This is a genomic window from Gordonia sp. KTR9 (assembly GCF_000143885.2).
Classification (GTDB): Bacteria; Actinomycetota; Actinomycetes; order Mycobacteriales; family Mycobacteriaceae; genus Gordonia.
Window position 1 is genome coordinate 21,668 of the sequence record NC_018582.1, and the last position, 20,174, is coordinate 41,841.

At 63.1% G+C, this 20,174-nt stretch carries 22 protein-coding genes, 1 pseudogene and 1 riboswitch; of the genes and pseudogenes, 14 read left to right on the top strand and 9 right to left on the bottom strand.

The genetic code is table 11. The features are described from left to right. Positions 1-29 precede the first annotated feature (29 nt). Both KTR9_RS25190 and KTR9_RS25195 read right to left on the bottom strand, forming a co-directional pair. Positions 30-1,178, bottom strand: a complete 1,149-nt coding sequence (locus KTR9_RS25190) for an HNH endonuclease family protein (protein ID WP_014928792.1) — start codon at positions 1,176-1,178, stop codon at positions 30-32. Next, a complete protein-coding gene (locus KTR9_RS25195) occupies positions 1,175-2,260 on the bottom strand; it encodes an adenine-specific methyltransferase EcoRI family protein (RefSeq protein ID WP_014928793.1) in 1,086 nt (361 codons plus the stop codon). The genes KTR9_RS25190 and KTR9_RS25195 overlap by 4 nt, the downstream gene beginning before the upstream one ends. 277 nt (positions 2,261-2,537) lie before the next feature. Between KTR9_RS25195 and KTR9_RS25200 the strand changes: the two genes are divergently transcribed. Both KTR9_RS25200 and KTR9_RS25205 read left to right on the top strand, forming a co-directional pair. Beyond that, positions 2,538-2,813, top strand: coding sequence for a type II toxin-antitoxin system Phd/YefM family antitoxin (locus tag KTR9_RS25200; protein WP_044508597.1), 276 nt, complete (start codon positions 2,538-2,540; stop codon positions 2,811-2,813). Continuing rightward, a complete protein-coding gene (locus KTR9_RS25205; protein WP_044508599.1) occupies positions 2,810-3,100 on the top strand; it encodes a type II toxin-antitoxin system RelE family toxin in 291 nt (96 codons plus the stop codon). Before KTR9_RS25200 ends, KTR9_RS25205 begins: the two co-directional genes overlap by 4 nt. Before the next feature lie 86 nt (positions 3,101-3,186). On the opposite strand, the gene KTR9_RS27785 is transcribed toward KTR9_RS25205, so the two are convergent. Continuing rightward, positions 3,187-3,384, bottom strand: a complete 198-nt coding sequence (locus tag KTR9_RS27785) for a hypothetical protein (RefSeq protein ID WP_044508602.1) — start codon at positions 3,382-3,384, stop codon at positions 3,187-3,189. A gap of 99 nt (positions 3,385-3,483) precedes the next feature. Between KTR9_RS27785 and KTR9_RS25215 the strand changes: the two genes are divergently transcribed. The 3 genes from KTR9_RS25215 (at position 3,484) to KTR9_RS25225 (ending at position 5,233) form a co-directional block, all read left to right on the top strand. Then, positions 3,484-3,687, top strand: a complete 204-nt coding sequence (locus KTR9_RS25215; protein ID WP_044508604.1) for a hypothetical protein — start codon at positions 3,484-3,486, stop codon at positions 3,685-3,687. Positions 3,688-3,849: 162 nt separating this feature from the next. Further along, positions 3,850-4,188: a hypothetical protein gene (locus tag KTR9_RS25220; RefSeq protein WP_044508606.1), complete on the top strand. Its 339-nt coding sequence runs from the start codon at positions 3,850-3,852 to the stop codon at positions 4,186-4,188. A 433-nt stretch (positions 4,189-4,621) separates the two neighbouring features. Beyond that, positions 4,622-5,233, top strand: coding sequence for a hypothetical protein (locus tag KTR9_RS25225; RefSeq protein ID WP_014928796.1), 612 nt, complete (start codon positions 4,622-4,624; stop codon positions 5,231-5,233). An 18-nt stretch (positions 5,234-5,251) separates the two neighbouring features. Here the strand turns inward: KTR9_RS25225 and KTR9_RS25230 are convergent, their stop codons facing one another. Both KTR9_RS25230 and KTR9_RS27650 read right to left on the bottom strand, forming a co-directional pair. Next, a complete protein-coding gene (locus KTR9_RS25230; protein WP_148281330.1) occupies positions 5,252-5,920 on the bottom strand; it encodes a hypothetical protein in 669 nt (222 codons plus the stop codon). A gap of 16 nt (positions 5,921-5,936) precedes the next feature. Next, the gene (locus KTR9_RS27650) at positions 5,937-6,932 is read right to left on the bottom strand and encodes an LGFP repeat-containing protein (protein ID WP_158409766.1); all 996 of its coding nucleotides are present in this window, start codon (positions 6,930-6,932) and stop codon (positions 5,937-5,939) included. A 1,105-nt stretch (positions 6,933-8,037) separates the two neighbouring features. Between KTR9_RS27650 and KTR9_RS25240 the strand changes: the two genes are divergently transcribed. From KTR9_RS25240 to KTR9_RS25255, 4 genes are all read left to right on the top strand, one after another. Beyond that, complete coding sequence (locus tag KTR9_RS25240) at positions 8,038-8,268, top strand: hypothetical protein (RefSeq protein ID WP_044508608.1); 231 nt, start codon at positions 8,038-8,040, stop codon at positions 8,266-8,268. Positions 8,269-8,298: 30 nt separating this feature from the next. Then, complete coding sequence (locus KTR9_RS25245; protein WP_044508610.1) at positions 8,299-8,577, top strand: hypothetical protein; 279 nt, start codon at positions 8,299-8,301, stop codon at positions 8,575-8,577. A 99-nt stretch (positions 8,578-8,676) separates the two neighbouring features. Beyond that, complete coding sequence (locus tag KTR9_RS25250; protein WP_014928799.1) at positions 8,677-10,260, top strand: ParB/RepB/Spo0J family partition protein; 1,584 nt, start codon at positions 8,677-8,679, stop codon at positions 10,258-10,260. Between the two features lie 441 nt (positions 10,261-10,701). Next, positions 10,702-11,073 (top strand): hypothetical protein, encoded by a 372-nt coding sequence (locus tag KTR9_RS25255; protein WP_044508613.1) that lies wholly within the window; start codon positions 10,702-10,704, stop codon positions 11,071-11,073. Between the two features lie 53 nt (positions 11,074-11,126). Here the strand turns inward: KTR9_RS25255 and KTR9_RS25260 are convergent, their stop codons facing one another. After that, positions 11,127-11,516, bottom strand: coding sequence for a hypothetical protein (locus tag KTR9_RS25260; RefSeq protein ID WP_044508615.1), 390 nt, complete (start codon positions 11,514-11,516; stop codon positions 11,127-11,129). A 312-nt stretch (positions 11,517-11,828) separates the two neighbouring features. Here KTR9_RS25260 and KTR9_RS25265 point away from each other — a divergent pair, with 312 nt between their 5' ends. After that, positions 11,829-12,770 (top strand): ArdC-like ssDNA-binding domain-containing protein, encoded by a 942-nt coding sequence (locus KTR9_RS25265; RefSeq protein WP_044508617.1) that lies wholly within the window; start codon positions 11,829-11,831, stop codon positions 12,768-12,770. 408 nt (positions 12,771-13,178) lie between these two features. After that, positions 13,179-13,436, top strand: a complete 258-nt coding sequence (locus KTR9_RS25270; RefSeq protein WP_044508619.1) for a hypothetical protein — start codon at positions 13,179-13,181, stop codon at positions 13,434-13,436. On the opposite strand, the gene KTR9_RS25275 is transcribed toward KTR9_RS25270, so the two are convergent. Further along, positions 13,433-13,924 (bottom strand): hypothetical protein, encoded by a 492-nt coding sequence (locus KTR9_RS25275; RefSeq protein ID WP_044508621.1) that lies wholly within the window; start codon positions 13,922-13,924, stop codon positions 13,433-13,435. The genes KTR9_RS25270 and KTR9_RS25275 overlap by 4 nt on opposite strands. Positions 13,925-14,416: 492 nt before the next feature. Here KTR9_RS25275 and KTR9_RS25280 point away from each other — a divergent pair. Next, positions 14,417-15,595: pseudogene (locus KTR9_RS25280) on the top strand (IS110 family transposase); the annotation flags it as partial. A gap of 27 nt (positions 15,596-15,622) precedes the next feature. Here KTR9_RS25280 and KTR9_RS28185 read toward each other — a convergent pair. Both KTR9_RS28185 and KTR9_RS25285 read right to left on the bottom strand, forming a co-directional pair. After that, positions 15,623-16,243, bottom strand: coding sequence for a TetR/AcrR family transcriptional regulator (locus tag KTR9_RS28185; RefSeq protein ID WP_083889042.1), 621 nt, complete (start codon positions 16,241-16,243; stop codon positions 15,623-15,625). 7 nt (positions 16,244-16,250) lie between these two features. Beyond that, positions 16,251-17,582, bottom strand: a complete 1,332-nt coding sequence (locus KTR9_RS25285) for an MFS transporter (protein ID WP_238554177.1) — start codon at positions 17,580-17,582, stop codon at positions 16,251-16,253. Between the two features lie 329 nt (positions 17,583-17,911). Here KTR9_RS25285 and KTR9_RS25290 point away from each other — a divergent pair, with 329 nt between their 5' ends. Continuing rightward, positions 17,912-19,411: a SulP family inorganic anion transporter gene (locus tag KTR9_RS25290; protein ID WP_044508665.1), complete on the top strand. Its 1,500-nt coding sequence runs from the start codon at positions 17,912-17,914 to the stop codon at positions 19,409-19,411. A 17-nt stretch (positions 19,412-19,428) separates the two neighbouring features. Continuing rightward, on the top strand, positions 19,429-19,839 hold the full coding sequence (locus KTR9_RS25295; protein WP_014928808.1) for a MerR family transcriptional regulator: 411 nt from the start codon (positions 19,429-19,431) through the stop codon (positions 19,837-19,839). Between the two features lie 232 nt (positions 19,840-20,071). Then, a riboswitch (Fluoride riboswitch) is annotated at positions 20,072-20,158 on the top strand. Positions 20,159-20,174: the final 16 nt, after the last annotated feature.

A 20,174-nucleotide genomic window follows, 5' to 3' on the forward strand; every position in this document is an offset into this window, starting at 1 on the left:
GATGAAAGCGAGCCGCTCACGCGCTTGCGTCACCGGTTGCCCTTACTGCGGTTGTGAGACACGCAGAGCATCTCACAGTTGGCAAGGTCCGATGCTCCGCCTTTGCTCCAGGCGGTCACATGGTCAGCGTCCATCTCGCTGAGCTCGTAGATGCGGGTCGCGTTGTTGTTACCACTGCCCGCGCAGACCGGGCAGTTGGATGCCCCTGACATCTCGGCCGCAGCCGTTTGCTTCCCGTATGCCGCGAGCTTGGTCTTCTCGTCGAAGACCCGGACGTTGAGAAGCTTTGTGTTCATCTCGCCCTCGAGTAGAAACTCGTAGATCCCCTTTTTGTTCTTGACGTCCGGGTCCGCCATGAGAGTGGTGATCCGCGTTTCAAGCTCGGTCGGGTCGGGGTTCGTGCCCTTGTGCTGGTTGTAGAGCGGGCCCCATGAGACCGACTTCATTTGAGGGCGTTTCTTCGGGAAGGTGGTCTCGACCCAGTCAATGACCGCCTTGAAGTACAGCCACAGCTCGTTGGCGTTCGTGTCGTGCTGGTGATCGCGCATGTACTCATCGACCCTGCCGCCGTTGACCCATTCGATTGCGGTCTCGAGGTAGTCCTGGCGGATTGGCGATCCAGTGATGTAGTCGCTGGCGATTCCGTAGGCGGGGCAACCGCTCTTACTGAAGTACTTTTTCGCGGCGGACACCCACGGTCCGTGGTAGACCGCGTTGCGTAATTCCTGGTCAGTAAGCTTCTCACCGGCGATGTTGATCGTCTTGAACCAGTCGAGCTTCTCGGAGGGTGTCCCCTCGCAGAGGTAGATCATGAGCTGATAGTCGAGGATCTGTTCCTGCTGGTCGGGCTGGAGATTATGGAACGCGAGTTGGTGGCCGCCGATTGGAATGGAGAAGTCACCCTCGACGTACTGGCAGATCGAGATGGTGCGTTGCTGGCCGTCGATGACCTCGAAGGTGCCGTCGTCCTGTACGGCCCAGTACATGACGTTGAGTGGGAAGTCGCGGCGTAGCGTCTCGATCACGGCGTCCCGCTGCTTGTCTTTGTAGACGAACTCGCGCTGGTAGGGCGGCCGGACGTCCAGCTTACCGGCGTAAGCCCGTACGCCCTGTTCCTCATTGTCCTCGTAACCTTCGACGAGGTCGCGGACTGGGATCGTCTTAAGCTCGATCCTCATGTAGTAGCAGCCTTCCTGCGCACAAGAACGCGCTTGAAAACAGCGCGGGCCTTCGGCTCCATCACCCCCAGCATCCGCATACCTGCTGTGCGATTGCCTGTACCGCCAGCCGCCTGATAGGCAGCAATGAACTCCGCACCCACGGGCTGAACGCCGATCTCCTTCATCTGTGCCATGTCTTCGCTGTTCCCAATGAGTTCAAATTGGGCAGGATTGAAGTGGTCGAGCAATGTAATCGGTACGCCCATGACTCCGTCGTAGTCGTAGGGAATGTCTTTGTAGCTGGAGACGTCGATCGCGTCGAAGTTCACGTAGGTCGGATACTCGGTGGGCGTGTACCTCTTGTAGAGGATGAGATCCTCGTGGCGCTCGGGATAGTCGAGGTTGGTGAACCAACGGACCCCTTTGACCCGGACGAACTTGTTGCCGAACTCGTCAATCCGAGCCCCCGCAGCAGTAAGCGGGTAGTCGGCGGGTACGCCGAACTCCCGGTCGCCACTGCGGATGCTGGGGCCGTACCAAATTTGGTTGCTCTGAAAGAGTGGGAAGATCTCCTTGTAGGTGACGGCGTTCATATTGCCGATGATCAGGAACTGCTTCTTGTATTCGACCAGCTGCGCAACGTACTCCTTGAAGAGTGAGAACGGCGGGTTGGTCACAACGATGTCGGCCTGCTTCAACAGTTCGATGCTCTCCGCGTTGCGGAAGTCCCCGTCACCCTCTAGAGTGTGGACCCCGATCTCTTCGATGTCCGGCATTCGGTTGCCGTCCTTGTCGCCGTTGTACTCCAGCCAGATCGCCTGTTCGGCCTTGTTCTGGCTGAAGAGGTCCATGTCCTGGTTCTTGTAGCAAGTGGCGATGAGCTTCTTCAGGCCGAGGCGCTCGAAGTTGTGGCTGAAGTAGTGGAAAAAGTTGCTCACCCGCGGGTCATCGCAGTTGAGATAGACGACCTTGCCCCTGAAGTGCTTCCGGTAGTGGCGGAGCTCCTTCTCGATGTCGCTCAGTTGTGTGTAGAACTCGTCCTTGCGACCAACTTTCGCAGCTCCCAGAAGGCTGTTTGCTGCTGCTGCTGCTGTTGTCATGCTTATCCCCGCTCACCCGGGCTGCACCGCGCCGGCAGCGATGCATGTGTGTCGAACGCATCCTATCGGCGGCTCAACCGCGACACATGGCAGGTTGCTCCACCACTCCTTCACGAGCGGGTGGAGCCTTTTCCCGGCCGGTTCGCCTGTGACAGATACGCCGCTGCCCGACGCAGCACCTCGTTCTCCTGCTCGAGCAAAGGATCCCAGTCCCCAATCCAGTTTTCGGCTACAGTTATGGCTAGATTCTGGCCACTCTAGCGGCTAATATGGATGCATGACGACAGTGCCGCTGGGTGAAGCCAAGGACAAGCTCTCCGCGCTCATCGACAGCGCCGAGAGCACGCACGACATCATCACGATCACCAAGCACGGCAAACCTGCCGCGGTGCTCATGTCGGCTGACGATCTCGAATCGCTGCACGAAACGATCTACTGGCTCTCACGTGCCGGCACCCGCGACGCCGTTGCGGCCGCCGACGCCGAGTACGCCGACGTCCAGACCATTTCGCTCGAGGAGCTGCGCGCCGAACACGGTATGCCGCCCAAGTGAGCGACACGCCCACGGACTCGGCCGACCCGTACCGAGTCGAGGTCGCATCCCCCGCACGCCGCGACCTGCAACGACTTCCGTCTCGGATCGTGCACGCCGTCATCGAGTTCATCTCCGGACCACTCGCCGGCAACCCTCACCGACTCAGCAAACCGCTGCGCGACGACCTCGACGGCCTCCACAGCGCACGCCGCGGCGACTACCGCATCCTGCTGCGCATCGACGACCCCAACCACACCATCGTCATCGTCAAGATCGACCACCGCGCCCACGCCTACCGCACCTAACCGGTTGCCCCGCAACTCATTCTGACAACCATGAGGAGCATTGTGAACGACTCCGGCCGCACACTTGACCACGCCATCGACGCGCTCTACGACCCCATCAACGCCAGGTCCTCGACATCGAACGCAACTACCGCGACCTCGCACAACGCGACGACCTCGCCGTCGACACCCTCGGCGCGTCCACCACCCCCGCCGAAGCCATCGCCGGTATCACCAAAGCCCTGGGATCTCTCCGCGATGCGCTCCGCGCCGCCGAAGGACACCGCGACACCGCCAAGCAGCATGCAGCACGCCTCTACACCGACCGCTGACGCTTGTCGGAGGCTACCGGCACAATCAGCGCAGATCCCCGCCCGCGAGCCGACGAACCGCCAAGAAGCACGATGAACCAGGTCGTCGACCTCGATGACATCGTGGCCATCGCAACGATCACCGCCTGCGTGATCGGCCGACCACTCTCTCCCGGCGAATCATCCCGCCTTAAAACCGCATGGAATCAGGACACTCCCCGCACCCTGGCCGCGCTCGCTGACCAGCTCGATGCACAACTCGGAGCGGCTGACGCCGCACAGAACCAACCTCTCTGACCAAGATGCGGTGAAAGTAGTTCTGTCACACGTCCTTTCATTATGACACGTCGGGGGCCCGACCCCTCAACCCACGCTGCACTCTCCGGGGTTGACCGCCCACCCTCGCCGTGTCCCAAGGGTAGGACGCGACAACCGGTCGCGCACTCGGAAGGAGTCACCATGACCACTCGCACCAACGCCCGCACCCAGTTCCTCACCGACATCTACGTCTGCGCCCTCGAAGGCGGCATCGGCTACTGGTCGACCTGCATCGAATACCGGTGGAGCACCACCCAACGCGCCGTCATCGAAGACCTCGAAGACGCAGTACACGAGATCACCCTCGACACGATCGCCCGCGGAATCAACGCCGTCGCCGACGGCTCGGTAGCGGTCTCCGACCACCTACGGAACCTCATCCGAGCTGCCAGCCGCAGCAACGACGCCGGCGACGTCGACGCCATCGCCGCCGACGTCATCGCCCAAGCCGGCATCTACGGCGAGGTGATCTACGGATAACCCTCAACGACGGCCGGGCACCCACGTTCCAGCAGGGCGCCCGGCCCTCGATGCCCGACACCCGGCAGGAGACCACCATGGGGGCCTTAGCTCTACCTCAGACGCCTGGTCAGTCGAGACGCCAACCAGGCCCAAACGGACAACGGCAGCCGATCACATCCCGGCTCTACGTCCGTTGGGGAGACGTCCCAGCACGTGGAACCAGACACGTAAGGTGATGACCAGGAAGATCGCAGTGCCGGCTACGAAGAGCGTCCAACCCCACGGTGGACTTCCTGCAACAGCGGCGGAGCTGAGAATGAACACCAGTGCAACTGTCGCGCAGACGGCATCACCTAGATTCAGTGGCGAACGATCAAGTCTGGACCAGTGAAGAATGCAGACCAGCAATTTACACCCCCAACAAGATGTGCGCGGTTGATACGATCAGACCATGATTCACGCAGGTGAAGCGATAGAGAGGATCATCGAAGAGCGCTGGGGAGCCACGCTGGCGGCTCATCGAAGCCACATCGGTGACCGTCTAGCATCGAACGATGTATTTGACGAGAATTTCAAACTCACGCTCCGTGAGGTGCGCGCACCTACCTTCACAAATCAAAGCCTAGACATTCGACTCGACTGGGCGGTCTACGACCCGAGCCAATCAGCAACTTTCCCGACTAGCATCAATCCTCGCCTAATCATCCTGTTTCTTTCATTCCACCAAGTGGACGACTCCGACTATAGCGCGAAGCGTTGGCAACACACGACGGTCGAGGAGCAGGAAGCCTGGGTGTACTCGGCCCTGGGAAAACAATGGTTCGACTACGCGTACAGAATCCAAACGAGCAGATCACTCGTACGATACAGGCCAACACGATTCGTTGTCTTCGCTGACGACGCCGGAGAACCGTTCCTAGCACCAGAAGACTTCAACTGGATGCTGGCCAGCGGGAACGATCCATCCGTGCGCCTCAAGCTCCGTCCTCGCCACCCGACCCACGAACTCGAACAGGCGTTGCTTACGGTCGGGGACGTAACCTCGGTTCCGGGCCCAACCTAGGTGTGAGTCCGCTGCTGACTACGCAAACATCGTGTCCCAGTACCCAGCGACATCGAAGTCCTTAATGCTCTGAGAAACATGCCCATCGACACCCTCCTCGTAACAGGTCACCAATCCAACGATACGTTCATCGCTCTCATAGTCGGCCCCCACTAGCCTCAGATAATCGATCTCGTTCGAATTGGGAAAGGTCGGATGAACCCCAGGATTCTGCTCGGTCGGTTTTACACTCGCAAGGGCCACCCAGTAGTATTCGCGCTCATTGTCTTCGACCACCGCGATCATTTTATGAGTGATTGGGACGCCGCATCCGAGATCGCCTATGCAATTTGTGGTCTGCAAGTCCAGGCGCATCCGTACCTGTCCGGTGTATTGACCGTTGTCGTCGTCCGTTGCAGTTTCTCGCCGGCCGTACTCGAGAACCAGCCATGGGATCCCCAGATCGCTGATCCCATGCTTTTCTCTGATCTTGTCGGTACCAAACCCGCGATCGGTAACGTCGTCGTAGTACCCGCGTCTCATCGGCACGTCGCCGATCTCGGACGGAGTGGCCGTATGCCTTACCTGCCACGACATATAACCTGGTGGCGGAGGCCCAGCAGCGGCAAACGAGTTTGCCGTCATAATCAGGTAAAGAGTGATCATGGCCGAGATCAGACCGAGTATCTTGGCGCGCTTAGAGGTCATCGTCGACACCTTTCTGCTACTGAGGCTTCGATGCGACAAGACCCTTGCCGCTGTCAGTTACGAGAGCTACGCCGTTCTGGAACTTCTGCCGCAAGAAACCCTGACCGCTCGCCGAAGCGTTGTGCGGCTCCGCGACCGGATAGCCCAGGCTCCCTAGTTCGTATTGCACGGTTTGCCAGAGGGCCAGCATCTTGGTTGGTACAGGCCATGCTCCAACGACGGGATGCCAGTAGATCGCCCCGTTTCCCTCGAAGTAGACGTAGTGGCCCACATTGTCGGGAGAGACTTGCTCGTCGGTCTTCGGATATCCGAAGGGCCCGTCCTCGCGGCCGGCTTGTGCCCACTTATCCCGGATCGACCCGAACAGCTGCCGAGCACCTGTCTGCTGTGACCAGGTCACTGTCCCGTTGAAGAAGTTGTTGTAGCGCCCGTTGTACTTCGTGACTGCTACCTCATCAGAGGTCGGGTACCCCATGGGACCTCCCTCGGCGCCCACAGCGTTCCACTTTGTGCGGATCGCACCACCGATCGAGGCAGCCTGCGGATTCTGGGTGGGATGCCAGTAGATTGCCCCACCAACGAACTCCTGACGGCGCCCCTGCCCGTCCGGATTCGCGATCTCGTCAGTCTTCGGGTAGCCGAGGAACCCCGACTCCCACCCCTTCGAGCCCCACTTGGTCATGAAGCTGTTCACCACAGGGTGCGCACCGTGCGCGGACGACCAGTAGATCGGCCCGACCATGAATTCGCTGCGCTTACCGGTGTTCCCGGGATTGGTGATCTCGTTGCTGATCGGGAACTTCAAGAAGCTGTTGGGTCCGCCCAACGAGTTGTACTTGTCGCGAATCACGCCACAGACCTCGTACGGTGCCGGCCAGTACACCTGGCACCCAGCCGCCACACGAGCCGTCATCTGCCGCTTCTCCACACGAGCTTCCATCACCTCGGCCCTGTCGGCGTCAGCCTTGGAAAACTTGCCGTTACCAGGGATCTTCTCGCAATCCGAACGCATCTTGCCCGGCGTGACGGTGTCCTTCGGGTCCTCAGTCGGAGACCACTTCTCAGTCGCCGGCCGCCCGGACTCGCCCTTGGAGCACGTCTCCGTATCCGTAGTCGACGACGACGGAGCCTCCGACGACTCCTCGGATGAACTGGGCGGCGCAGGGACGCTTGACTCCCCTTCCGACGGCTCAGACGGCGGCGGGGTCGTCGGCACAACCGACGGTGTCTCGACCTCCTCAGAGGCCGGCGGGGCGTGCTCGTCCGTCGGCTGCGGCGCCTCCGACTCCGGCTCAGCAGACGGTGAGGATCGCTCAACGCTCGACGGTGCCACCGACGTCGTTGATGAGCTCGACGACGCAGGCTCGTCGGCATGGGCTACACCGACGGCAGAGTGCACAACACACAGCAACGCGCCGCATCCAACAGCTATTCGTACAGGTAGACGCATCGTTGACAACTCCTCTAATCCAGAGCAATGCGATTGATCTCGCGGAATATGGCGGTACCACGACAGGGACGTTCGGCCATTGAAATTCGGCACCAACGTCATTCTTGGGAATCCCGGCCCGCCCGGTGAACTCTCAAATCCGGAGGGTGATTTGACCCAATTAAGCGAAGCGTATGACACGCCTGAATTCTTCGCAAGATATTCGCCTAGGTAACAACGCCGATCAATATTGTTGGCAAATAACAACATTCGGCACCGCTAAGAATATCGGGGCACCATTCGGCGCTGCCGCGACACCACGCCCTCCCGGACCCGCGTCGCTCCCGCACAATCACCTTCCCTGCCTCGTGCGTCCGGTGTGCCCGCGTCCGGTCGGCCAGCTCGCCGGCCGCGATCGGTTGCGGTCTTGTCTGCCGGCTGCGCCGTCACCTGATCGGAGCGGCTGCGCCGCGCCCTGAGCCCTTCGGGCAGAGTTGGTTTGCGTTGCCCTGCCGCATTCTCTTACCTCCAGTCGCGGCCCGCAAGGGCGTGAAAAACTAATCCGCCCTGCGGGTTTCAGGGCTCCGCCCCGGATGACTTTTTCACTTCCTCCCTTGCAGTCCACTCCCTCCGGCAAAGAGATGGCCAGTGCAAACGCAAACCAGCACTCACAACGGGAGGGGTCACCATGACCAGCGCCACCACCATCGCCTACCAGCTGTGCAACAGCTGCGCTGTCGCCGTCGCCTACGGAGACATGAGCGCCCTCGACACCGAGAGCGCCGCCGAGGTCCTGGCTTTCATGGCCGATCACGGCTACCTGACACCCGCTGACGGCATCGACCCGCCCGGTTACTGGCTGTGCGAATGCTGCGGCATCGACCAACTGGGCGCAGGCCGCACCTTCACCCACGACTAACCCTCTGACCAGCCGAAAGGACACCCCACCATGAACGCCTGGATCGCCACCTACGACCCCGCCAAGGTCAACGAGCTCGCTGACCTCATCGCCGCGCACGAACCGAACCGCCTCACCGAGGCCGACGGTGACCGCGAGTTCGCCGTGTGGATGTACGGAGTCGACCGCGCCATTCGCAGGCGCACCGACGGATTCAGCCACCGCGACCTGCCCGATTTCGGGTGGCGAGACGCCTACAACGACGACCTGTCCCCCACCGACGCCGCCGCCGACGCAATCGCTCACTGGGAGCAGTTCGGCGACCTCTAGAAAAGACCTCCGCGTCGCAATACGGCACGCGGGCAACAGAAAACCCGGCCAGGGACTAGCTGGCCGGGGTCTCACCCACCACAGTAAGGGAGAAACCCCATGACACACAACACCACCACCGAGACCGTCACCGCGACGGGCGAGCTGCGCCACCTCAACCCGGCCGATCTGGTCATCGACACCAACATTCGCACCGAAGCCGAAGCCACCCTAACCGGCGAGTTCGTCGATTCGATCCGCGACGGCGTGCGTCAGCCGATCCTCGCTGTCGAACTCGACGGCGAGGTCCGGGTGCGCGACGGGCAGCGCCGGACCCTGGCGGCGCGTAAGAACGCGCTCGCCAGCGTCCCGGTCTACGTCGTGCCGGTCGCGACCGACGCCGACGACAAGGCCCTGACGGTGGATCGAATCTTGGAGCAGCTGGCCAGTTTCGAGCGCGAAGAGTTGCGCGCCTCCGATCGCGTGGCCGCGATCGAACAACTCGCGCTTGCCGGGATGTCGGCAACCAAGATCGCCAAGGCCACCCGCACCAAGAAGAAGGACGTAGACGCCACTCTGGCGGTCGCGAAGTCCGCGACCGCCCTGGACCTGCTCGACCAGGGCGCAGGGTTGACGTTGGAGCAGTCCGCGACATTGGCGGCATACGACCACGATCCCGAGGCGCAACAGTGGCTCCTCAGCGCCGCGCGTAGCGGACGGTTCGACTTCCAGGCCAAGCAGTTGGCCGACAATGCCGACGAACGGGCCGAGTTGCTGGCCCAGGTCGCCGCCTACGCCGCCGAGGGGATCGCGGCTGTGACCCGCCAGCCCCTCTACAACGAGGCCCACAAGCTCGACCGGCTGCTGACCGCCGACGGTAAGGCGGCGACCATCGAGGACGTGCCGGTCGATCACCGCGTGGCCTACGTGTGGGCCGATGAGACCGAATCGTGGACCGACGCCGAGGGCAACGCGGTCGCCGAGGACACCATCGACTGGTCGCTGGACGACGACGTGTTCGACGACGACACCGAACCGTCCGAGGGATTGGTCGACCCGCGCGCCCTCACCCGCAACGTCACCCGCGAGATCGAAACCACCTGGTACGTCCTGCGCAACGACCACCTCGGATTCACCGAGCGCCCCTACAGCTACGACACCCAGAGCAGCGCCACGGCCGCCGACGACCTCAGCGACGACGAGAAGGAAGCCCGCAAGCAGGAACGTCGCCGGGTGCGGGTCCTCAACGCCGCCAGTCTCACCGCCCGCGAGGTGCGAATCGAGAAGCTGACCGCGTGGCTGGCCCGCAAGACCCTCCCGAAGGGCAGCGCCCCGACGGTCGCGAAGTTCATCGCGACCTCGATGCGCGCCCATCACGACATGTTCGGCGCGAACAGCAGCCAGGGCAACGCCGCCGAGATCGCGGCCACGATCCTCGGCGGCGACCCCGCCGAATTGATCGAGCAGGCCACCACCGCCGACCGCGCCCAGATCATCGGACTCGGCATCGCCCTGGCATCGCGGGAAGCGCACATGTGGAAAGACGCCTGGCGCAACGCCGGTGACAGCCACTACCACGGAAGCTACGTCGACGCCCGCGCCGACTACCTGCACTTCCTCGTCGAGGTGACCGGCTACACCCTCTCCGACGTCGAGCAGGTCATAGCCGGAGACAAGCAGGCCGCCGACGTGCCACTCGACTAGACCCGCTGCACGGTGGGCCGCGACCTCTCACGGTCGCGGCCCGCTCAACACGCACACCCGCCACCCCCGAGGGGGCATAGCGGAGCGACCTGACGGCCGCACAGCGTTGTCCCGGCCCGGTGGCTCCGCTGCGCTGCGCCCCCGGCCCCGGGGAGATTCCCAGTCAGGTGGGTGGTCACCTATTGCGCGCGCACGTCGACCAAGTGTGACCGACCGGGGGCCCGAACTGTCAACCCACACCAGGCGGCTACCGCCCGTTCTCCGCTGCGCTCCGCCCGTGCGCTCCAACCACTTTGGTAACCCGCGCTCGCTGCGCTCGCAACCGAAAGTGGCTTCCGGCGCGCCTGCCTCTTCGGGGTTGACAGCCCACCCTCGTCCGGTCAGCACAGGTCTCTCGACGTCCACCCACACCGGGCCGGACCACAACGAGAGGACTTTCTCATGGACTACATCGCTCACACCGTCGACACCGCCGCCGCCATCGGCAGCGTCGCCGATCTGCTCTGGGCCGCCGCCGACCTCGTCGCCACCAACCCCGAGACCGCCGACCCCATCCACGACGCCGGCCTGCACCTCATCGCCGCCGGCCGAACCACAGCCCGCCGGGCCGGGGCAGCCCGCGAGCTCGCCACGATGATCGCCGAGAGCCGCCACCCCGACCTGGCCGCCACCATCACCGGCGACGACACCGACTGGGCCAGCTGGCAGCAGGTACTCACCGAGCCCTGGCCCATCCTCGCCGACGCCGCCGCCTTCGCCGCCAAGCTCGGCGGACTCGAAGGCCACATCACCCCCGGACGCTGGATCGCCTAACCGGGCAGCGGGTCGGGGTCGCCACCACGGCGGCCCCGGCTCGACCTCTGCTGTCATGAGTGATCGGTGTCGGCGCGCCGGCGAATGCGGCGCCGACCACGATCGGCCGCACGGAACACCCGCAACGGCTTGCGCACGCTCTCCTCGAGATCGAAGGTGAAGGCCCCGATGCGTTCGGCCATGTGCCAGTCGATGTTCCACTGGCTGTCGAGGACCATCATGCGGCCCACGGCGCGGTCCTCGTCGCCGGACTGATAGGCGTCCTCGCACACCTGACATAGCGCCCACCAACTACCCAGGGTGTGGCCCTTGCCGTACTTGCGGAACCTCGTCTCGTTCGGGTCCATCGTGTGTAGCCACACCGGCCTCTCGCGCCCGCAGAACGAGCACACCAGATAGCCGTCGTCGTCGACGTCGGCCGATTCATCATCTGGGCTACCCACAACCGTCACAGTAACCGGCGCGAGCACCGACGGTGCTGCCTCTGGCGGCTGCGCCGCCACCTGATCGGAAGCGGCTACGCCGCCACCCCACCGCATCGGGGTTGCTTTGCTGACCCCCACCAGTCTTGTACCTCTGGTCGGCACGGCGGCAAGGGCCGCGAAAAACTAATCCGCCCTACGGGTTTGCAGGGCTGCGCCCCGGATGACTTTTTCACTGTGAACACCCTTGCCCCGACCTCCCGCCGGCGAAGACATGGCAGGTGTCACGCAAAGCACCGGCCCGCCGAGGCCGACACTAGGGAGGCATCCACCATGGCCCGTACCGCCACCATCAGCCGCGAAGACCGAGCCGCCGCACGCCGCGAACTCGCCGCGCAGCTGCACGCGACCATCACCGACAAGGTCGCCGCACTCACCGGTACCGACGAGTGGGCCGCGTTCCTCGACTACGCCACCAAGTTCCGCACCTACAGCCTCAACAACCTCATGCTGATCCTCGCCCAGCGCCCCGACGCCTCCCAGGTCGCGGGGTACAACAAATGGCTCGAACTCGGACGCCACGTCCGCAAGGGCGAAAAGGCGATCCGGATCCGCGGATTCAGTTCCCGCAAGATCACCGACACCGACCCCGAGACCGGCGACGACACCGAACGCAAGATCGCCACCTACCCGATCCTGTCCGTGTTCGACATCGCCCAGACCGACCCCATCACCGAGGTCACCGACTGGATGCGCAAAAAGAACCCCAAGGCCCGAGTCTGGGTCGACCTCGCCAGCCCCGCCCACACCCTCATCGGTGACGACCCCGCCGACATCTACAGCCGCACCGTCGACTACATCACCGCCCAGGGCTGGACCGTCAGCCGCGAACAGATCCCCGAGACCGGCACCAACGGGTACACCACCACCGACGGAACACGCCGTATCGTCATCGCCGCCGACCTCACCGACGCCCAGGCCGCCAAGACCATGCTGCACGAGAGCGCCCACGCCCTCATGCACACCGACATCGACACCGCCGACTACATCGCCCACCGCGGCCGCTGCGAAGTCGAAGCCGAATCCGTCGCCTACGTCGCCGCCGGAATGCTCGGAGTCGACACCAGCGACTACAGCATCGGCTACATCGCCGGATGGGCCGAAGGCAACACCGACGTCATCGCCGACACCGCCGCCCGCGTCCTGACCACCGCCCGCCAAATCGCCGCAGCACTCGACCCCGACACCCTCACCGACACAGAAGACGCCGCCTAACCCGAGCATCGGGGCCGCCCGACCGGCGGCCCCAGCCGGGAGGCACAGCGGACCGGCCCGGCGGCCGCACAACATTATCCGGTGGTGGCCGGCGACTTCGCTACGCTCCGCGCCGGCCACCACCGGGAGTCAAAAGCCCTACTCAGGTGGGTGGTCACCAACAGCAGCGCACACGTCGACCAAGTGTGACCGACCGGGGACCCGAACTGTCAACCCACACCAGGCGGCTACCGCCCGTTCTCCGCTGCGCTCCGCCCTTGCGCTCCAACCACTTTCACTCGCTACGCTCGTATGACGAAAGTGGCCTCCGGCGCGCCTGCCTTCTTCGGGGTTGACAGCCCACCCTCGTCCGGTCAGCACAGGTCTCTCGACGTTCGCAACCCTGCGAACCCAATCGAAGGAGTCACCATGGCTTGGACCATCACCAACATCGACGTCACCCCGGCGGCCCGCGAGATCATCCGAGCCACCAACGTCCTCGACAGCGCGAGCGCCGACAATGCGCCGGCACTCATCGACATCGCCAACATGCTCGACCTCAAAATGTCGGAGTGGGCACTGGGACTCGCCGAACTCCTCACCCACGGCCACGCGATCATCGTCGCCGACGACGACAACCGCGAATGCCTCATCCTCACCACCACACCCATCTACGGAACGGCCTAGCCCGGGGCTACGCCCCCGGGCGCTTCGCGCCCGGGGGCGTAGCCCTCGCCGTTCTCGTTCGCGATATCCGCCCATTTCGCCGCATTTTGGGCCTCCGCCTGAACCAACGCCGAATCCAACGCCTTCCGGCCTTCTGGAGTCAGGGTCAGCCGTACAAGCACCTCACCATCAGGACCCTCAACGTCCGCACGTTCAAAAACGCCCATATCGATAAGTCTGCCAAAGGCAGTAGAGAGGTAAGCATTCTCGTGTATATCCAATCCGCCTAAGTTAGAAATGGCTTGCATGGACATCCGTGAGAAATGCGCCGAAATCTCCGCTGCCGCACGGTCAAGATTCAACGATTCGCGTTCCTGTCTCGCTACAAATAGCGAAGCAATAGCACCTACAACCGCGGCGAGCGCTGCGAGCACTGATCCCCATATGCCAACCTTCGAGCCCTGGCTGGTCAGAGCGAACAGCACAGTCGGAACCATCACACCGATCACACCAACGCCTATAAAAACGGTCGATTGCCGAAGCTGCGCTAGTCGTTCTTTCACACCAGCCCAAAAGCCTCTGCGCCTTCCACGACATTTCTACCACTCGCAACAACGGCTGTAACTCCGGCAACGACAAGAGGTATCAGTACAAACCGAAGCCAATCTCCCCAGGTAAACATACGGAGAGTATGACGAACACAAACCGCAACTACTAGTGCTGCCGCGACACCAAGCCCTCCCGAACCCGCGTCGCTCCCGCACAATCACCTTTACGTTGGAGTACGTCCGGGGCCGGTTGCCTCGGGTGCTCGTCCGCGGTTCGGGGCGTGGCTCGACAATCACCTGTTGCCCTTGGTGGCTTGGCGTGGACGGCCACCCCGGACCGTGACGGGTCGTTTCGGCCGCTGATTGAGATGTGTTCGCGAATTTGTCGCTGTGTAAAGGTGTGCCGGCGAAACAACCCTGACGAGGTGACCACGACCGATCAGAGAGGTTCATATGATCGAAACGGTATGGGTAGGAATCGATGTCGGTCGTCACGCACATCACGCCGCGGCGGTCGACGACGCGGGAGTGGTGCTGTGGTCACGACGGGTACCCCACGACCAGGCGGCCATTGAAGCGATCGTGGACCGAGTGTCCGGGACTGAATCGGTGGTGTGGGCGATCGACATGACTGCACCCGAATCAGCCCTACTCCGAGGAGTGTTGTCCAACCGCGGCCAGCACATTCGCTATGTCCCTGGTCGCGTAGTGCACAGCATGACCGGCGCTTTCGCCGGCGAAGGCAAGACCGACGCCCGAGACGCGGTGGTGATCGCCCAGACCGCTCGGCTACGTGGCGATCTCGCGACGGTCGCGGTCCTTGATGACCTCGCGATCGAACTCGACCTGTTGACCGGCCATCGCGGCGACTTGGTCAACGAGCGCACGCGAGGCATCAACCGCCTGCGCGGCTTGTTGACCCGCATCTTCCCTGGTCTGGAACGGTGTTTCGACTACTCGACGCTGACCGGTCTGGCGTTCCTCACTCGCTTCGCCACGCCAGCGGCGATCCTTGTGGCCTCCGACGAGGAGATCTACGACCACCTGCGCGGTCATGGTGTTCGCCGGCCGACCATTCCGAAGATGACCAGCAAGGCGCGTGCCGCCGCGGCCGCGCAGACCGTCACTCTGCCTGGCGAGGCGACCACCGCGGAGCTGGTGCAGCAGGCAGCTACTTCCCTGATGGCGCTGACTCGCCAGATCGCCGAGCTGGACAAACGGATCACCGAGGTGTTCCGCAGACACCGCCATGCATGGATTCTCGAATCCGTGCCCGGCATCGGCACCGGAAGTGGTGCCGAGCTGGTCGCGATCACCGGTGGTGATCTCACTTCGTTCGGCTCGGCCGCCAAACTCGCTGCCTATGCCGGTCTTGCGCCAGTGCCGCATGATTCAGGCAACCGCCACGGCACTCTGCGCAGACCCCAGCGCTACCACCGAGGTCTGCGGAAGGTGTTCTACATGGCCGCACTCAACAGTGCGCAACGTGACGGGCCGTCCCGTGAGTTCTACCAGCGCAAACGACGGGAGAAACGCTCGCATGTCCACGCGCTTATCGCACTCGCTCGACGTCTCGTCGACGTCGTGTGGGCGCTACTTCGCGATGGTCGCGAATGGACCGCGGTGTCGCCCCCTCGCGGAGGGGGGTTGTCCCCAGCGTCAGTCCGTATGGAGGTCCGGTGCGGGCATCAGCTGGTTGAGGTGTTTGCTAAGGATGCTGCGGGCGGTGCGGCAATCGTAGAGGCCGATGAGGATGCCTGTGCTGAGTCCGTGTTCGAGGGCCATCAGGTGGTGAGCTTCAGTCGCGGGATCGGTGCCGCGATCGACCAGCCCCGTGTTGTGGACTCTGCCGATGAGGTCGGTGATCTCGTGGTGGACGCGACGAGGGCCGGCGCTGAGGGATTCTGTCGTCAGTGCCGGGTCGGTCAATGCTGCGGCGGTGAATGCTCGGTAGACGATGTGGAATTCGCGGCTGGCCGCGTCCGTGGGTAGCGCTTCATCAAGGTAGGCATCGAGTATGTCGCGGGGTGTGGTCGCGCGATCGAGCATGTCGAGTCTGTGGCGCCACCGCTGTTGGCTCTCGGTTTCGAGGTGGGCCAGAGTGTGTTGGAGGAGTTGACTTTTAGTGCCGAAGTAGTACTGCACTAGGCGCAGTGATACCCCAGCCATCTCGGCGACTGTGCGCATGGTGACCTTGTCGAGTCCTTCAGTGGCCACGACCTGGAGGACGCCGCCGATGATCTGGGTGCGTCGTTGATCGTGGTCGGCGTGTGGGGGCATGGGCAGATCACCTCTCGTGGATGTGGTCAGGCTCGATGCAGTTCTGGGGTCTGATTGTCCATCGGGCGGTCACAGCGACGGCCGCCATCAACGCAGCCATGATCTCGAACGCTGTGGTGAAGGTGGTGTAGTCAGCCGTCAACGGGGTCAACGCGGCCAAACCCAGTGCCCCGCCGAGTTGTTTGGCAGTGTTCATCACCCCGGAAGCGCCACCGGCATCAGCATCGGCGACCCCATTGGTGACGGCGACTCCGAGTGGCGTGTTGAGCAGTCCACCGCCGATGCCAATGACGACGGCAGGGCCGAGAACCGCGGTTGAAAAGCTATCGGTGGGCGCGAGGGCTTGCCAGGCGAATCCCACAGCAGCGACGGCGGCGCCTGCTGCGATGACCGAGCCCGGCGCACTGCGCTTGAGTATGCGTGGCGCAACCAGTGTTCCGACAAGCATTGTGACCACGGTGAGGGGAACAAACCCGATCCCTGCTTGGAGTGGGGTGAAGCCCATGTCCCGTTGCATTAGATAGGTGAGGAAGAGCCAGACCGGGGCCTGAAAGCAGATGCCGGTTAGCAACATCAATCCGTTACCTGCCATCACCACTCGGTTGCGCAACAGCCGGGCCGGCACCAACGGAGTCCGGCTGTGCCGTTGTTGCATCACACAACCTGCACCGGCGATGACAGTGACGACCGTGGCGGCCGCCGCCATGTGTGGAGCCGAGGTGGCCTCGCTCACGGCGACGGTAATTCCGACCAGCGCGACCGTGGCAAGGGTCGCACCGACGACATCGATGCGCCCGCGTCGACCGAACTCGCGACGTGGGAGGACCAGGAGGGCTGCGACGATTACGGTGCAGCCGATGGGCAGGTTGATCAACAGGACCGCCCGCCATGACACCGCATCGGTGAGGAACCCGCCGACAACATTGCCCAGACCGCCGCCAACCAGGCTGACAGCGGTCCACACAGCCACCGCCCGAGTGCGTTGTGAACCTTCGGGGTAGCTGCGGGTCAAGACAGTGAAAGTTGCCGGAGACGCCACTGCAGCGCCGACCCCTTGCAGCGCTCGCGCGCCGATCAGCGCAACGGCAGACGATGCCAATCCGCCCACCACGCTGGCCAGCACGAAGACTGTGAGTCCGGTGACGAACACCGAACGTAGACCAAACACATCGGCGAGTCTGCCGCCCACCAACAAACCGCCGGCAAAGACCAGCGCATACGCACTGGCTACCCACTGCACAGAACCGTCCGGGATTGCGAGATCTGACTGTATGTGCGGCAGAGCCACATTGACCACCGAGACATCCAACACGAGCATCAGCTGGGCGGCTGAGGCCACCCACAGTGGCGCCCACCGGCACCTTCGCTTCTGCACACGACCCCCTCCCCGTCTTGATACGATCGTATCAAGACGGGGAGGGTGGTCGAGTGCTGTGGTGTCTCGCACACGCAACCGCTCAATTGGATCTCTACCCTCCCGTAAGGGTAGAGTTCGTCGCGTTGCGCCGCTCCCCGCGCGGCACCGATGCCGACCGCTAGTTGGGAAGCTTGCGCGACAGAGTCTCTGATTCACGGCGCAGTACAGCGCCGGTGTCCCAGGGGCCGTGTTCGCGGTCCCGTGACCTGGGCGCGCACCCGACGTCCCCCTACTGAAAGCGATGTGTGTCGATGGCAACCGAGGTGCTCTCTCCTGCTCAACAACAGTCGGTGTGGGCGGCGTTGCGTTCACCGCGGCGCCTGCGTACCGAGATCCTGGCCGGCCTGGTGGTTGCGCTCGCGTTGATTCCTGAAGCAATCTCGTTTTCGATCATCGCGGGGGTGGATCCACGAGTCGGCTTGTTCGCATCGTTCACAATGGCGGTGACCATCGCGATTGTCGGGGGTCGGCCAGCGATGATCTCCGCTGCGACCGGCGCTGTTGCGCTCGTTGTCGCGCCGCTGGTCAAAAGCCACGGACTGGACTATCTGATCGCCGCAGTGATCCTCGCCGGCGTCTTCCAACTGGCCCTCGGTGGTCTCGGTGTCGCGAAACTGATGCGTTTCATACCCCGCAGCGTCATGGTCGGCTTCGTCAATGCCCTGGCGATTCTCATCTTCACCGCTCAGCTCCCGCACCTGCTGGGCGTGCCGTGGCTGGTCTACCCCCTGGTCGCTGTCGGTATCGCCATCATCGTGCTTCTGCCGAAGATCACCAAGGTGATCCCAGCCCCTCTCGTGGCCATCGTGCTGCTCACCGCGATCACGCTGGCCGTCGGTTTCTCGGTGCCCAATGTCGGCGATGAAGGAAAGCTTCCCGACAGCCTGCCCAGCCTGTTTGTCCCCGACGTGCCGCTGACCTGGGGCACCCTGACAGTCATCGCCCCATACGCGTTCACCATGGCACTGGTCGGGCTGCTCGAATCGCTGATGACCGCGAAGTTTGTTGACGATCTCACCGACACCCACTCCAACAAAACCCGCGAAGCCGCCGGCCAGGGAATCGCCAACATCGTCAGTGGCTTCTTCGGCGGGATGGGTGGCTGCGCGATGATCGGGCAGACCATGATCAACGTCAAAGACTCTGGCGCGCGTACGCGGATCTCGACCTTACTCGCCGGGGTGTTCCTACTCGTCCTGGTCGTCGGCCTCGGCGAGATCGTCGCCCTCATCCCCATGGCCGCGCTCGTCGCTGTCATGATCATGGTGTCAGTCGGCACCATGGACTGGCACAGTCTCAACCCGAAGACGTTGCGGCGCATGCCGAAAAGTGAGACTGCGGTCATGCTTGCCACCGTCATCGTTACCGTGGCCACGCATAACCTCGCCTACGGGGTCATCGTCGGTGTGCTCACTGCAATGGTGCTCTTCGCCCGACGGGTCGCCCACTTCACTGAAGTCGTCGACGTCGCCGACCCCGACCCCGATACCCGGGTGTACGCCGTGCAGGGCGAACTGTTCTTCGCCTCAAGCAACGACCTGATCTACCAGTTCGACTACGTTGGCGACCCGAAGAACGTGATCATCGACATGAGCGGCTCACACATCTGGGACGCCTCCACTGTCGCTACCCTTGACGCCATCACGACCAAGTACCAGGCAAAAGGCAAGACTGCCAACATTATCGGACTCAACGACAGCAGCGCCGAGCGGCATCAACGTCTTAGCGGACACCTCGCCGGCACACACTGACCACGAAAGGGCCACCAGTGACCGCCGAGGAGACCGAGCACTTCCAGATCGGTGAAGTCGCCGCAGCCACCGAGCTATCGGTCAAGACCATCCGCCACTACGACGATGTCGGTTTGGTAGCCCCCTCGGCGCGCTCCGCCGGAGGCTTCCGCCTCTACACTCGCACCGACATCGACAGGCTTCTAGTCATCCGCCGCATGAAGCCTCTTGGTTTCAGCCTCGACGACATGCGCGCCCTACTGGCCGCACAAGACGTACTCGCGCTCCCAGGCGCTCACAACCACGAGCGTCATGCGGCACTGAGTATCATCACCGAGTTCCGCGGCCGCGCCGAAGAGGCCTGCCGCAAGCTGGAGCGGCAGGTCGAGTATGCCCGCGAACTAACCGCTCAACTCGCTGACCAGATCGGCGCCAAGCAGCGCTCCTGATCCCGTTGCATCTGTTCGATATGCAGTGCTTTACCGGACATAATCCCTAATCGGCGCTAAACGGGGGCGAGTGTAATTGCTAGGCAGTGGATTTGGATTGGACGCGGTCTTCAGTGAAGTATTCGACGGACTTCTCGTGACCCCGGCAGTACGGTCGCGGGCGCTGTTCACGAGCACACCGAGACGCCGGCGCGCGGCAATGGTGGGCGACTGCGATCGGCTTCGGCTATCATCTTCATCGGGCGATGGATCTCCGCCCGGATACCGTCGAATCGGTATCTGAACCGCCTCGACCGAGGCTGATGGCTCCTTTCCGATACGGAAGGAGTCTGCCC